Source organism: Anabaena sp. CCY 0017 (assembly GCF_963920885.1).
Taxonomy (GTDB): Bacteria; Cyanobacteriota; Cyanobacteriia; order Cyanobacteriales; family Nostocaceae; genus Nodularia.
Genome location: NZ_CAWUDG010000029.1, coordinates 1 through 12,986, shown reverse-complemented (window position 1 = coordinate 12,986; position 12,986 = coordinate 1). Strand labels below are relative to the sequence as shown.

Below are 12,986 nucleotides of genomic sequence, written 5' to 3'. Positions count from 1 at the left end.
GTATTAAGCATACTTATGAGCTATATGTTTGGTTTTCAAGATAAATCAGTTCAGGTTGCAAGTGCAACCTATCGAAAAGCAAAAGCTGCAATAACAGAGTCTTTAGGTATAGACTTACCCAATACTAAATATCCAAGTGAAGACTTTCAAAATGCAATAGATTTAATTGATGAAAAAATTTTGAATACTTACAAACTAGGTTTGAAACGTGGTTTGACACAAGTAATAGCCTGGCTTGCTGATGGAACAATCAGCTTTCAAGATGGTGAATTTAAAGTCAATACTGATTTAAAGATTGAGATTAAGAGAGCAAAGCCGGATGGAACACTACAAACCTTAAAGTATAAACTAACGCACAGTGATATTGGTTTAGAAAAGAGAGATGGAAAGTAGAAATGCCCATTTCGTATAGATTGACATAAAAGTAGCAAAAGCGATCGCTCATGTTATCCCCTACGAATTATTGTAATTACAATGGCCACATTAATTCCTTCATTTAATAGTTGCTCAATGCGGATGACCCCTGCGGAGAGGGATTTTCACCGTCATCCGATTCAGAAGCCTGGGGTGTAGACAGTGGTGTAGAAAAGTCGTCATAGCCAGTTACGGGGTAAAATGAGCGTGCGATTCGTTGAGTGCTAAATCACGGTTATGATTCCTCCCGTGTAGAATCTAGTATAGAAATATTCAAAAATCCAAAGCAGAGATAGCGTTCTGCTTCTGCTTCTCAGTTACCCCCAGATAGCGCTCCAAAGCTGTCAAAGTCCGATGTCCAGATATCTCCTGTATGTGGCGCAAAGGTATCCCCGCATCGCTCATCCTGGTTAACGCAGTCCTCCTGAAACTGTGGGTACTCACGCCCTCAATCCCCAGCCGCAGACAAGTATCTCTGAGAATTTTATCAGCACTCACCTTGTGGATATGTCCCAAACCATGCCGCCCCGGAAACAAAAACTCCTTGCGGCGATTGGGGTTGTACTCTTCTAAATACTCCTTAAGCTTGGGATGGACTTGAATTTCCCTAGTATCCCGCTTGCCCTTGGTATTAATACTGCGTAACACCAACACCCCTCTGACACCATTGCTGCCAAACACATCTAGAACCGCCAAAGTGCAAGCTTCATTGATTCGGCAAGCCGCATAAAGGCACACGCCAAAAAGCGCGCGATCGCGTGGCTTGACAAAACCCTCGTTAAAGAGGAGATTTATTTGGTCAGGGGTGAGGATTTCTGCCTTCCCGAAACGGTTAATTTTCATTGAAGATTGCAGATTGCAGATTTTAGATTGTTTTTGGAGATTGTAGAAGTCATATTGAAGCAAGAGATTGATTAATTGGGGTTATAAATTCGAGAATCTTTGGGTTTTGACCTTAAGGTTTTGAGAGAGGACACCAACATTGATACAATTTCATTAGCTTCCTGCATCAAGTTCATTAGCTTGTTAGAGTCCACTAATTTCGCTTTGACAATCAGTTCCATCCAATAAAGCGATTCATCGGCTTCCTCTAATGTAATATTGAGCTTGGTGATGAGTTCAGCCGTTGATTTGGCGCGACAAGCTGCCCGATAATTGGCTCCTACTGACGTTCCTGAACGGAGTAATTGTTTGCCTATGACTTGTGATGTTATTTGCTCTTTTGGTAAAGCTTCAACTAAATTAATTATCCGTAGAGCAAAGGATTGGGTTCTCTCCTTAAACTGTTCCTTATCCATAACTCTTCCAATCTGCAATCTGCAATCTCCAATCTCCCATCCTACATGATCAAATGGCACAATCACAATGTAAACGGCTCAAAGGTATATATTTCGTTAACGATGACACCCGATTAACCCAGACTTATGAATCAGCCCGACAACACTCACGCTACAACCCGCATTCTGTCGTTGGCTGATAAGACTTGCTTATGCTTTCCGCACGATGACCAAGTACAGGTATAATCTCCGCTCTGGCTCTGGCTTGGCACTGATATCAAAATTATCTCTTGAGCTGATTGGCTTTTCGAGATGTTCCACACCCAGTCTGGTATGGTGAAGATTCCATAATTATTCCGTGCCATATTGAGGTTGTTGGTGTGGACACGGTTGATATAACTTATATATATATAAGTGGTGTGCCATATTGGGTCTTTGGAGCTACGCGACCACGATGTTGTCAATTACTAGAGCAGATTTAACTGTAACCGCATTTTTTGAGAGGAAACAGTAAAATATTAATTAGTGTCCAGTTTCAGAGTTATCATGGGATATCCAAAGCACTGGAAAGAACTAGCTAAATCAATCAAGGAAAAAGCTGATTGGTGCTGTGATAAATGCGGTCGCGTTTGTCTACGTCCTGGTGAGAAACCTGAGACTACTAAACCACGCGCATATAATCTACAAGTTCACCATTGGAATCGTGATCCATCAGACAACAGGCCTGAAAATTTAGTTCCTCTGTGTGCTGGATTATGTAGAATCCACGTCGTAGAAACCTTGATGTGACTGACTTTTGTTAAATTCTTCTACAACGTAACCCATGATAACTCCCTTTTAACAAAGCAGAAAAATTTACAAAATGTAACTAATATTTTTGACTCAGTACCGCACTCTTCAGAGCCTAAATATTAAAATCATTGTGTTGATAGATTCTTGCTCCCGGATCAGCAAAAACGTGGTTGAGATGACTGTAAAAATTGCCTACGAACTTGACAAATGGCTTCAATCGAAGTGGCAAAGAGATACGCGATTCTACACCTTAACCCTTTGCCAAAACCTATTTGGAGAGTGGATGATCACCAAAACTTGGGGCAGTGCTATCTATCGAGGATTCGGCAAGTCAAAAGATTTAGATTGCCCTGATTATCAAGCTGCTTTAATAACTTATTACAAGCTGCAAGAGCGAAGAGAAAAGCGAGGGTATAAAAGAGTTGACCCTGACTCAAGATATTGATGAATCCTTATCCAATTCCATTTTCGCTTTAGCTATTCGCCAGGAGAGTAGTTCATAACCTGATAAAAATTCATCATTGCTGACTCTCACCAAAATTTCTCCTTGCTGTACGGGTAAATATTTTTTCGGAATATCCTGACAGAAACCACTCTCAATAGCCTGACGATACCAACATTCAAACTCATCCTCAAGTGGAGTCATCGCCTTTTGAGGAACATTAGGTTCAGCTTCATCACGAATCATTGCCAGCAAGCAAGCACCGGGATTCTCGATACTATTATGGCTTCGGTACTGTTGGAAGGCCAATATTGCCAACTTAACTTTCTCTGGCTCGTGTTTGGCTATTTCCTGTTTTAATCTAACGCCGATTTTAATGCCCATTTCGGTAATTAAACGAGTAATTTCTGGAGATGGATTCTGGAGTTCGGCGTTATCAGACTTCTTAGAAACCGAGTTCAGAGAAACAACTTTCGGGGATGATTCAGGTGTGGTCAACTGCTTAATTTGTGTTCGCAGCCTTTCACATTCGGACTTCAACTCAAAGATTTCAGCAACATGACCCCTCAAGTTCTGATTCTGTCGCTTTAATTCTCTATTTTCAGCCTCCAGTTCTCGAATCCGTTGCTTGAATACTTCGATTAGAGTTTTGAGGCTATGAGGTCCTGGTTCTTTCTCCTCCAATGAGTTTAGTTGCTGTGTTTTTTGTGACTGTAAATCATGAATGTATTCAGTTAATTCTGTCCATTTATAAAGATAGGAAATGGAACAGCCAGCGACTTGAGCAATGTTGGGGAAGGTCAAGGGTTTACCGCTTTTTTGAATCTCTTCAATAGCACGAAACACTTGTTCACGTTTCTGCTCTTTTCGCTTTTGTTGGGCTGACAAAAGGACAGCAGTCTGTTTTTCACGTAATGGTTGCTTCGTCATTAGCAACTTTCCTCAAATCTGATAACCATTTATCCATTGCTTCTAGGGTAGCCTTGGATTCTTCATAGGCCAGGGCTGCCCCAGCTTGTTTAGCTGACTCCATGCGTTGATGTTCTCCAGCATATTGCCGTTCATAAAGGGGTAATTTGCTCGTACTGGGACGGAAACTACCACAGCCATAACATTTGGGATAGAGGTTGTAGATACAGTTTGTTGTGGGGTCAAGGGTGCAGTGACCATAAACCGCCAGACGAGGTGAAATTTCCAGGTCGAGTTCGTAGGCTTTCGGGTTTTTGAGAAGGCTTTCAGGTAAGGTTTGCCAGGGGAGGAAGCGGTTTTGTGAATTCAGTAGCAGCTCCTGAAAAGGTAAATCTACTGCGGCTACTTGCTCCTTAGTGGGAGGCGCATAGTGCTGAAATGTCGTTTGACTACTGAGGTGGTCAGCATAGAGTTGAGCTGCTTCCATTCCGTGTTTAGCCCTCACTTCTTGCAGGCGACTAGCGCGGGTAATCTTACCTGTAAAGTAGGGTCTAATACCATTACTATTACGAATGTCTTCTCGCTCTATCAACAGACGAATGAGGCGAACCATTGGGTTTTCATTTGCTGTTACTTGAGGGGGTTTGGGCAATGGTTTGAGACTAGGAAACGAGGGGTAAGAACTCTGTTTAATACTTCTAAAGTGACAAAACAGATAGGGGTAATCTGAGCCAAAGGTTTTCCTAATCCATTGCTGTTGTTGTTCAATGACTTGTCTAATCTCACGAGGGGCAGGTAGTCTGTGCCATCGTTCCACTTTATGCTGATAAAACTTGATATACCATTGACCATTTTCTTTAACTAAACAATCAAAAGCCATCTGACAGATATCTGCTGGACGAGCAGCCGTATATTCTTGCACCAAGTAGTGACGAGTAACAGGAGCAGGGATTTTATCAAGATGTTGTTTAATCCTTTGACGGGTGATTTCATCCAACCAATCCACATCATTTTTGGTCTGTTTAGGAATATCTCGATGACGAACTAAGCTTTGAGATTCTAATCCTAAAAAATCAAAAAAATCTTTGAGGATATATAGCTTTTCTCGAATCGTTCGATTACAGTTAGTTTTATTAAGGTCGAGAAAGGTTAAGATTATTTCCCGGCTAATCTCAGGGAGATGGTGGATATTATTTGACTTCAAAATTTGACTAAACTGACGCAAAGCCACTAGAGAATTCATCGGTTTTGCACTAGCTGAGTACCTACCTGATTTGAGTAAAGAATATAGATATTGCTTGACTAGGACACGAAACCACTCAGGTTGAATTGACTCAAAGTTAAGGATTCTCACGGGTGGGTTTTTGATAAAATGGCGAAAATCCCAAACATCATCATCAAAACAGAAATTCAATAAAGTTTCTTGTTGTTGACACCCAACCCAACTGCCATAACTTGTGGCGTTAGGGTAAAAATTTATGTGACAGAAGTAACAGCGACAATTACTCTGGCTGCTATTGGTCTGAAAGGTCTCGTAAATCCACCCTTTCTGTCCATCAGGTCCAATTTTATGGCACAGGGGATTAGGGCAAGCTAAATGCTTTCGATAACCGTGAAACTGAGGTGGAACTTGACAACAAAGCGGGGTCTTAAGGGAGCAAGAATTACATCCTAGTTTGAGTTGACAACTAAGTCCATTAGCATAATGAAATTTGCTGATTTGTCCCTGATTACACTGAGGACAGATAAATTCACCAGCATAATCTGTCTTCCAATTGACTGATAGAGTTCCTTGAAGAGTTGGGTGAATGGAAATTGGTAAATGTTTAAATTTACCAGTCAGGTATGTTACTTGATGACAAAAATCACATCCCAATCTCAGTTTGCAAACAGATCCTTTCGAGTAAGAAAATCTGTTGAGTTGTCCCTGATTACACTGAGGACAGATAAACTCACCAGCATAATCTGTCTTCCAATTGACTGACAAAGTACCGTCAAGGGTCTGGTGAATTGAGATAGCTGGGTGTTGAGGAACTTCACAAGTTAAGTTGGTTGTCTGATAGCATGAACCACATTTTAGTCTCAGTTTACAAATTGGTTTTTGAGAGTGATGAAAATTGTTAATTTTTCCCTGGTTGCAGTTGGGACAAATAAACTCGCCAGCATAATCTGTCTTCCAATTGACTGACAAAGTACCGTCAAGCGTTTGATGAATTGAGATGGGTGCAGACTTTCTCAGTTGGCAGGAGAGGGGAGTGTATCTGTGGCAAACCTCACAGCCTAATTGAATTTGACAAAGTGTTTTATTGTCGTAAGCCAAATGGCTCAATTGTCCCCGATTACAAAGAGGACAAACGAACTCACTACTATACTTTTCTGACCAATTTACTGGTAAAGTCCCGTTAAGAGTCTGGTGAATTGAAATCGGTGGATGCTTGCGTTTACCCATTAGTTTTATGTTCTTGAAGATTTTGCAATTCTGACAAGCCATCCAAACGATTTTGGATTAAAGCTAATAAGTTAGTAATCTCAGTCACTCGTCTTTCTTGCCCGTTTTTTTGAGCCTGAATTAAGTCTTGCTGTAAGCAGTTTAAGTCAGCTTCTAACTGTGATTTATCTTCGGATGTTACACGATGATGAGAACAACTTAGACAGGCATAGCGATGTTGACAATCTCCTAACATGGTTGGACGATGACATTCTCCCAAAGGGGTACTAACTTTGAGGAGATTAGCTAATTTTTCATACCTAGTTTTTCTCGGTTTAAAAGAAGTAACTCGACCATACATATCCACATAACCTTTGAGATTAGCTTCTTTTTCTAACCTAATAAGCGAACGCTGACGATAATGAGGTAGCATATCTAAGGAACCGTGACCTAGTACGGCGGCGATATATTCATCCTCTACTTCACAATGAGCCATAATGCTGGCTTTTGTGCGGCGAAACATATGGCTAGTTAGTTTAAATCTGTTGCCATGTTTGTCTTTTAAGTCTGCTACTTCTCGAAAATTAGTTAGCCAGGTACTAATTTTCAATCTGGTAATTGTTTGGGGTTTATAAAACAGTGTTGTGTCTAATTCTCTATCAGCCCAGGGAATACTTTGATGATGAGTATAAACGGTACAAAATAGTTTATCGAATTCAAAATCTTTCCCAAATTGAGCATCGAGGAATCTCTGCTGTTCTTGGACTAATTCAGCTACTAAAGGATGAATCTGAACAAACCGCCAGTGTTTGCGTTTTTCAACCCAACGTAGTAAGAACCATTTGTCGCCTTCCTGTTTCAGGCTATGGCGTGGCATAGTGAGAATTTCTCCAATGCGGCAGCCTAAAACCAATTGCAAGCGAAACAGTCTTTCAAGTGGAGGGGGGAATAAGTCAAATTTTTCGTAGATTTGGTAAAGGACTTCCTCCGGAATTGTCTCGATTTTAGGAGGATTTTGTTTAAGTTTGATGGGGGTAAAGGAAATTTCTAGCCACCCTTCTTCTTTCCAGAGATTGAGGGCATAAGCAATCGCATTCTGACGATTACCGCTATTAATTTCGCTAATAAATTGATGGAGGAGTGCTTCTGTCAAAAATTGGGGTTGTGTATATCCATAATTACATAAAAAACGGTCTAAATGGTTTAAACAGCCAACTCGATGAATAATACGACCGAGTGAATATCGCTCTCGAACGCTGGCTTTAATGGTTAGTTGAGTCAGCCGTTTTAACCAAGGCAGTGAAAACTTGTGAAAGTAGAGATGATAATGTCCATTAATTCGGCATTCTTCTTGGCTATAACCTAGCTCTAACAGTGACCAAACATCTTGATTCATTAAAGGGTCATTAATCCATTGTTTCCCTAACTCAGAGTGTGCAATTCGCTCCTGTAATCTCTCTGAGGCAAATGCTTCTGCCATTAATTTTCTTCTTGTCTTAAGTATTGCTCTAAGGTCATTTCATCAAGAACATGACTGTAAATGTCCTTGGTTGTGGCAATTGAACGATGTCCTAAAAGCTGTTGTACATATTGGTCAAGATAATTCTCTTGCAGCATTCTAGTAGCAAAGGTATGCCGAAATAAGTGCGGATGTGCTTTAATTCCTGTTCGTTTATGGAGTTGGTCAAATAGTTTATTTAAGCGAACTAAAGACATCGCTTGTCCTACCCACTTCCCTGACAAATTGACGAATAACATCTCACGTCCCAAAGTTTCGGCTTGAGGCGGATATTCTTCTAATAAGTAGGCATGAAAGGTCTCTTGAATAGCTGGCCGTTGGTGAAGAATGGGGATTTCTCGTTCTCTTCCTTTAGCCATTGCACCATTAGGATTGTCTTCTCTGCGTACAATCCTAATGCGTCCACTGACATCTAAGTCTTTCACATCTTCCAGGTGTAATCCTAACAGTTCTCCCCTCCGCACTCCTGTTGAGCGCAGCAGCATGATAATTAACCTGTCTCGATAAGTTGTACAGGCGTTGGCTAAGGTTGCGACTTCTTCATCTAGTAGACAACCACTGAAGAGTTTCGGTTCTTTTATTTTGATGCGTTTGCTCTTTTGTGGATTGTTTTTAGCGATTCCTCTAAGAAAGCCTCCTCGCTTTCCGCAACCATGCGTTAGTTTAATGAAATGTTTTTCCTCAATCCTGCCTTCAATTGTGTGATAGGTATAGAATTCAATGATGGCGGTGACTGCTTGATTGACAGTGCGAGGACTCCTTTTGGCAACAATTTCTCTCACATTTTCACCAGATTCTTCAACTTCACCACCTAGCAAGTACCAATTCACAAAGTCTGCCAATTCATTTAACCCAACGTCATACCAGTTGAGAGATTTGGATTCTAGCCAGCGCCAAAAGTCTACCAGTCGATAAGCGTATGTACTGACTGTGTTAGTTGCTAATTGTCGCTTTCTACAATAGTTCAAAAACCTTTGGATTGGCTCTATGGGTAGGCAAGTTTCAGGGTCGAAGACACAGCTAAATCGTGACTCTGTGTGAGGGGATGTCGCCCATTCTACCTTGATCATTTTCTACGTTGTGGAAATTAAGTTGTTTCTACCCTAACGCAAAAATTAGGGCTGTTGTTGTTGTTATTTCTACGTTGTAGAATAGGTTGTTGTTGTCTATATAATCTCCTTGTCATTTAAGCTACCATCAGGGTGGTAAGGGGAATATTTCAGTCGGGCAATTATCGCTGTTTGATATTTCCGGGTTTGATGTCAAAAATTTTGAGAGTCAGTGTAATTCGTTGAGAGTGAATCACGATTCAAGTCCGTAAATAACCTAGACAAGAATATCAACACACAAATCGAAAGAAATTATAGAACTTCATGCTGGACAAAATGTGACCACTGAATTATATATTTCTGAGGAAAGGTTTCATGAAATAAAAACCAAATTTGAAGTCCCAAAAGTTGGAGAAATCTTACTTACTTCTGTTGGGACAATCGGTATCCCTTATCTTGTTAGAAAAAATGATGAGTTCTATTTTAAAGATGGAAATCTCACATGGGGAAAGAATTTCAAGAATGGGTTTAGTGGTGTTGTTATCTACTACTGGCTTAAATCAGATTCAAACCAAACTAAAATCAAACAAAATACTATTGTAAGCACTCAAAAGGCTCTAACTATACAGGCTCTTGGCAACATTTCTATTTTGATTCCAGAGTCAAAAATACTATGTAAATATGCACGGCTTGTTGAAATATTAAATTCAAAAACTGAAAATAATACTTATCAAATTCAAACCCTAACTAAACCCCGTGATTCTGTATTACCTAAACTAATGAGTGGTCAACTCCGCGTCAAGGAATAACCTATAAAAACTTTCACTGAAGACACCATACAAAAATGAAATTATAATTAATTAACTCATTTACCAAATTGCTATGTCTAATATCACCATTCACCAGCTAGAACCAGATATAACCAAACTTTTGGAAGAACGCGCCGCTCAACACGGACACACCATCGAAGCCGAAATCAAAGCCATACTTCAAAGTGTATTAGCCTCAGAACTATCACCTAAAATTAACCTGGCCGCAGCCATAGAACAACGCTTTGCAAACCTTGGTGATTTTGAACTACCCGAAATCACCAGAGAACCCATGAGAACAGCCCCTAGTTTTGAAGCAACCGAAACATGAAAATTGTTCTCGATACCAACGTATTATCTGAACTCATGAAGCCCCAAGGTTCAAGAAAGGTTAAAAATTGGGTTGCCACACAGCCAAGAGAAAACTTATTTATAACCAGCATAACCCAAGCCGAAATTCTCTATGGCATCGCCATTTTACCCGATGGTAAACGTAGCCAAGCCTTAAGAGCAGCAGCCCAAGCTATGTTTAATGAAGAATTTGTTGGACAGATTCTCGTATTTGAGGGAAAAGCGGCTGTATGTTTTGCGGAAATCGCCGCTCATAGAAAGAAAATTGGCAAGCCTATTTCTCAAGCTGATGCCCAAATTGCTGCTATTTGTCTAGCGAATCACGCAGAAATCGCCACTCGAAATGTTGGGGACTTCGCAGACTGCCAAATTAAGATCATCAACCCTTGGGATGTATGAAATCTACCCTCACCGAAGACGAAATCGAACAATATCAACTTCAACTCCTGCAAACCCTCGGTTATAGCTACTGCAACGGCTACGATATCCAACCAGAAGGTAGAAACCAAGAGCGAGAAAGCTTCGGTGAAGTGGTTTTAAAAGATAGACTCCCACAGGCAATATCACGACTTAACCCGAAAAATCCCCATGATGCCCTATATCAGGCACAACGGGAAATATTTAATATCGCCAGTAGTGACCTATTCAACAACAACGAAATATTCCATAAATACCTCACAGAAGGCATCACCGTTGAATATCAAAAAAACGGCGAAACCAGAGGCGAACCAGTTTGGCTGATTGACTGGGAACACCCCGAAAATAACGAATTTCTCGCCGTCAATCAATTTACGCTCACAGGATGTAATGGGTGTTGATAAACTGCGAGAATTAGCGATCGTGCTAGTAGACCGCATTCGTAAAAATGCTTCTATTGACTGGAATCTCAAAGAAAGTGTCCGTTCCCGAATGAAAGTTGCAGTCAAAAGGCTGCTCCGACAATATGGTTATCCCCCCGATATGGAGGCACTAGCTATGGAACTTGTCTTAGAGCAAGCCAAAGTTTTTACTGAATTTGAAGTCTCAACACAAACAACAGCGTATTAATCAAAATTTACAAAGTTTCTAATAACGACAAGCTTCTAAAAAAGTATTAATAGCATTCTCAAAATCAAGTGCTTCATTTATCCATGTTTTCATTTCCTGTGCTTGACTTGGATCATTTTTTCTAGAAATTGGAATTATGTTTTCATCTCCTAGTAAAATTAAAGGTAGTTCTATATCTGTTGTAAATAAATTTTGAAATGATAAAACTTCCTTGCCATAAATTCCTCTTTTGGTATAATTACTTCTTCCTATTGCTAGTAAGCTTTTAAGCTTATCTACATATTTACCATTTAATATTGTTTCTTCTAATTCTTTCATTTCTAATAATACAAATTTATTAATTTCATCTAAACTAGGAAGTCCAGATAATTTTACTGCTTCTTCAAGCCAGGATTCTACTGACAAACCTTCTTGATACTTTGGTGCGTTCCAAGTAATAGTAAAATAGGCAAATCCAGGGTCACTGAGTTTTTTAAATGCTTGTGTTCGCTCAAAAAAAGAACTAAAATCTTCGGGAATTTTGAGAGAATCAAATAATTTACTAGGAAGATTTAAGCAAAGAATAGATAAAGCAGAAGCAAATTTATAGGCTATATGTATATCAAAGATTTGTAATTTATTAGCTAAATGGTGAGAGGCAACTGAATAAATGGCAAGTTGGGGATTATATAAACTTTCTTTAATCCTGTTTGAATACAATGAAGATTCAATTACTCGACATTCTTCACTTAGTAACGCCAAAGATTGAGCATTAACTATAAATTCAGCATTTTTCGCATTAGTTTCTGTTAGAGAAGCAACACTAAAAGGAATGCGAATCAGAGGTTCATTAGACGAACTAGAAAATCTAGTAAAAATAATAGGTCTCTCTTCTTGAGGTTTTCCATCTGCACCAAACTCAACACCACAACTATACTCGTATTGCCAAGGGTCTTTACTTGAAAAAATTTTTATACCTTTATAGTTCTCAGTATAGTAAGTAGATAATCTTGCTCTACGTCTTGCTGAATTGTGCTTAACAATTCTCCAAAAATCATCTTCTTTATGATTTGTCCAGGCATTGATAGCATTGTAGGTCAGAATTAAATGTTTTTGACCCCATAAGGTGGATGTATGGTCTAGCCAGTGGGTTAATTCGTGAATACAAGTCGAGAAAAATTGATCAACTAATGTATATTCGTTATCTATATAATAAAAATCTTTAGTTTGAGTTTTTGTATGATAATTTTCTATGAGTCTTATCAGTTGATCAAATTTTGTCTCATCCATGTAATCTATGACTACAGCTTGTGAAAAGTCACAGTAACTTCCTAAAATTTCGAGATTAGGAAAAAGGCTTGAATTTTTAGCCCCCCGACTTAGCTTTTGGGCAAGATTTTCATTATTTACATTCATTTGATTAAAAATTTTTATGCTTGTATTATTTTATTGTATAATTTAGTTCTTCGGTAGGTGTTATGCTGAAGTTTTCATTAAACCCTAGAATTTTTCTTAAAAATCAAGGCTTAAAGGCGGTTACATCCTCCATTTTAGCGCCAAGACTCAAACGTTAATAATAAAGCCTGTTATTATTGCCCAACAAGGGGTTCAAGCTTATTTGCATACGTATTTAGCATAACAGGTACGGAAGAGCCATAAATTTATTTTAGGCTTTCGCGTGCGAGTAGCATTAGATCCAAAATGTACGCTAACGGCTAATTCTTGTGATAACGATAAAATTTATACCTTCTTCAATGCCTCATTCTCACCGTGAATTAAGGCTTTGAGCGTATTTTTCTTGTGATAACAATCTTTATCACAGGAATAGACAAATTTTAGAGCGAAGACTAAAACTCAGTGACAGCAGGCATCTTGAACTTAACGTAAATTCCTGTTCCAATGTTATACACAGGCGATTAATCAGCTGTTTTAAATATCGCCAAATAGCGACAGTGTAAAACTCGCCAAGA

The 12,986-nt window shown here is 39.3% G+C and carries 15 protein-coding genes; 8 read left to right on the top strand and 7 right to left on the bottom strand.

What is annotated here, in order from left to right; translation table 11 throughout:
- Window positions 1-15 precede the first annotated feature (15 nt).
- Window positions 16-393 (top strand): hypothetical protein, encoded by a 378-nt coding sequence (locus ACM0OW_RS22360; protein ID WP_414552485.1) that lies wholly within the window; start codon window positions 16-18, stop codon window positions 391-393.
- A 294-nt stretch (window positions 394-687) separates the two neighbouring features.
- Here the strand turns inward: ACM0OW_RS22360 and ACM0OW_RS22355 are convergent, their stop codons facing one another.
- Window positions 688-1,257 carry a tyrosine-type recombinase/integrase gene (locus tag ACM0OW_RS22355; protein WP_414552483.1) on the bottom strand — a complete coding sequence of 190 codons (570 nt, stop codon included), beginning with the start codon at window positions 1,255-1,257 and terminating at the stop codon, window positions 688-690.
- 71 nt (window positions 1,258-1,328) lie between these two features.
- Window positions 1,329-1,712 (bottom strand): four helix bundle protein, encoded by a 384-nt coding sequence (locus ACM0OW_RS22350; protein WP_414552481.1) that lies wholly within the window; start codon window positions 1,710-1,712, stop codon window positions 1,329-1,331.
- A gap of 525 nt (window positions 1,713-2,237) precedes the next feature.
- Between ACM0OW_RS22350 and ACM0OW_RS22345 the strand changes: the two genes are divergently transcribed.
- Both ACM0OW_RS22345 and ACM0OW_RS22340 read left to right on the top strand, forming a co-directional pair.
- Window positions 2,238-2,480 (top strand): HNH endonuclease, encoded by a 243-nt coding sequence (locus tag ACM0OW_RS22345; RefSeq protein ID WP_414552479.1) that lies wholly within the window; start codon window positions 2,238-2,240, stop codon window positions 2,478-2,480.
- A gap of 178 nt (window positions 2,481-2,658) precedes the next feature.
- Window positions 2,659-2,928: a WGR domain-containing protein gene (locus ACM0OW_RS22340; RefSeq protein WP_271941683.1), complete on the top strand. Its 270-nt coding sequence runs from the start codon at window positions 2,659-2,661 to the stop codon at window positions 2,926-2,928.
- Here the strand turns inward: ACM0OW_RS22340 and ACM0OW_RS22335 are convergent.
- The 4 genes from ACM0OW_RS22335 to ACM0OW_RS22320 are packed head-to-tail and all read right to left on the bottom strand — an operon-like array spanning window position 2,917 to window position 8,851.
- Window positions 2,917-3,855: a DUF6262 family protein gene (locus ACM0OW_RS22335; protein ID WP_414552477.1), complete on the bottom strand. Its 939-nt coding sequence runs from the start codon at window positions 3,853-3,855 to the stop codon at window positions 2,917-2,919. The two genes, ACM0OW_RS22340 and ACM0OW_RS22335, sit on opposite strands and share 12 nt — an antisense overlap.
- The gene (locus tag ACM0OW_RS22330; protein WP_414552475.1) at window positions 3,833-6,283 is read right to left on the bottom strand and encodes a tyrosine-type recombinase/integrase; all 2,451 of its coding nucleotides are present in this window, start codon (window positions 6,281-6,283) and stop codon (window positions 3,833-3,835) included. The genes ACM0OW_RS22335 and ACM0OW_RS22330 overlap by 23 nt, the downstream gene beginning before the upstream one ends.
- Window positions 6,276-7,742, bottom strand: a complete 1,467-nt coding sequence (locus ACM0OW_RS22325) for a tyrosine-type recombinase/integrase (RefSeq protein WP_414552474.1) — start codon at window positions 7,740-7,742, stop codon at window positions 6,276-6,278. Before ACM0OW_RS22325 ends, ACM0OW_RS22330 begins: the two co-directional genes overlap by 8 nt.
- Window positions 7,742-8,851: a tyrosine-type recombinase/integrase gene (locus ACM0OW_RS22320; RefSeq protein ID WP_414552473.1), complete on the bottom strand. Its 1,110-nt coding sequence runs from the start codon at window positions 8,849-8,851 to the stop codon at window positions 7,742-7,744. Before ACM0OW_RS22320 ends, ACM0OW_RS22325 begins: the two co-directional genes overlap by 1 nt.
- A 317-nt stretch (window positions 8,852-9,168) precedes the next feature.
- On the opposite strand from ACM0OW_RS22320, the gene ACM0OW_RS22315 reads away from it, so the two are divergent.
- From ACM0OW_RS22315 to ACM0OW_RS22295, 5 genes are all read left to right on the top strand, one after another.
- The gene (locus ACM0OW_RS22315; protein ID WP_414552471.1) at window positions 9,169-9,639 is read left to right on the top strand and encodes a hypothetical protein; all 471 of its coding nucleotides are present in this window, start codon (window positions 9,169-9,171) and stop codon (window positions 9,637-9,639) included.
- Between the two features lie 73 nt (window positions 9,640-9,712).
- Entirely contained in the window at window positions 9,713-9,970 is a 258-nt protein-coding gene (locus ACM0OW_RS22310) for a FitA-like ribbon-helix-helix domain-containing protein (RefSeq protein ID WP_414552470.1), read from the top strand.
- Window positions 9,967-10,389 carry a type II toxin-antitoxin system VapC family toxin gene (locus ACM0OW_RS22305; protein WP_414552468.1) on the top strand — a complete coding sequence of 141 codons (423 nt, stop codon included), beginning with the start codon at window positions 9,967-9,969 and terminating at the stop codon, window positions 10,387-10,389. The genes ACM0OW_RS22310 and ACM0OW_RS22305 overlap by 4 nt, the downstream gene beginning before the upstream one ends.
- Window positions 10,386-10,808, top strand: a complete 423-nt coding sequence (locus ACM0OW_RS22300; RefSeq protein ID WP_414552466.1) for a type I restriction endonuclease — start codon at window positions 10,386-10,388, stop codon at window positions 10,806-10,808. Before ACM0OW_RS22305 ends, ACM0OW_RS22300 begins: the two co-directional genes overlap by 4 nt.
- Window positions 10,798-11,037: a type I restriction enzyme endonuclease domain-containing protein gene (locus ACM0OW_RS22295; protein ID WP_414552464.1), complete on the top strand. Its 240-nt coding sequence runs from the start codon at window positions 10,798-10,800 to the stop codon at window positions 11,035-11,037. Before ACM0OW_RS22300 ends, ACM0OW_RS22295 begins: the two co-directional genes overlap by 11 nt.
- An 18-nt stretch (window positions 11,038-11,055) precedes the next feature.
- On the opposite strand, the gene ACM0OW_RS22290 is transcribed toward ACM0OW_RS22295, so the two are convergent.
- Window positions 11,056-12,432: a hypothetical protein gene (locus tag ACM0OW_RS22290; protein ID WP_414552462.1), complete on the bottom strand. Its 1,377-nt coding sequence runs from the start codon at window positions 12,430-12,432 to the stop codon at window positions 11,056-11,058.
- Between the last annotated feature and the right edge of the window lie 554 nt (window positions 12,433-12,986).

Coding starts and splice junctions, on each gene's coding strand:
- ACM0OW_RS22360 (WP_414552485.1), top strand. CDS start 16: ATGAGCTATATGTTTGGTTTTCAAGATAAATCAGTTCAGGTTGCAAGT.
- ACM0OW_RS22355 (WP_414552483.1), bottom strand. CDS start 1,257: ATGAAAATTAACCGTTTCGGGAAGGCAGAAATCCTCACCCCTGACCAA.
- ACM0OW_RS22350 (WP_414552481.1), bottom strand. CDS start 1,712: ATGGATAAGGAACAGTTTAAGGAGAGAACCCAATCCTTTGCTCTACGG.
- ACM0OW_RS22345 (WP_414552479.1), top strand. CDS start 2,238: ATGGGATATCCAAAGCACTGGAAAGAACTAGCTAAATCAATCAAGGAA.
- ACM0OW_RS22340 (WP_271941683.1), top strand. CDS start 2,659: ATGACTGTAAAAATTGCCTACGAACTTGACAAATGGCTTCAATCGAAG.
- ACM0OW_RS22335 (WP_414552477.1), bottom strand. CDS start 3,855: ATGACGAAGCAACCATTACGTGAAAAACAGACTGCTGTCCTTTTGTCA.
- ACM0OW_RS22330 (WP_414552475.1), bottom strand. CDS start 6,283: ATGGGTAAACGCAAGCATCCACCGATTTCAATTCACCAGACTCTTAAC.
- ACM0OW_RS22325 (WP_414552474.1), bottom strand. CDS start 7,742: ATGGCAGAAGCATTTGCCTCAGAGAGATTACAGGAGCGAATTGCACAC.
- ACM0OW_RS22320 (WP_414552473.1), bottom strand. CDS start 8,851: ATGATCAAGGTAGAATGGGCGACATCCCCTCACACAGAGTCACGATTT.
- ACM0OW_RS22310 (WP_414552470.1), top strand. CDS start 9,713: ATGTCTAATATCACCATTCACCAGCTAGAACCAGATATAACCAAACTT.
- ACM0OW_RS22305 (WP_414552468.1), top strand. CDS start 9,967: ATGAAAATTGTTCTCGATACCAACGTATTATCTGAACTCATGAAGCCC.
- ACM0OW_RS22300 (WP_414552466.1), top strand. CDS start 10,386: ATGAAATCTACCCTCACCGAAGACGAAATCGAACAATATCAACTTCAA.
- ACM0OW_RS22295 (WP_414552464.1), top strand. CDS start 10,798: ATGGGTGTTGATAAACTGCGAGAATTAGCGATCGTGCTAGTAGACCGC.
- ACM0OW_RS22290 (WP_414552462.1), bottom strand. CDS start 12,432: ATGAATGTAAATAATGAAAATCTTGCCCAAAAGCTAAGTCGGGGGGCT.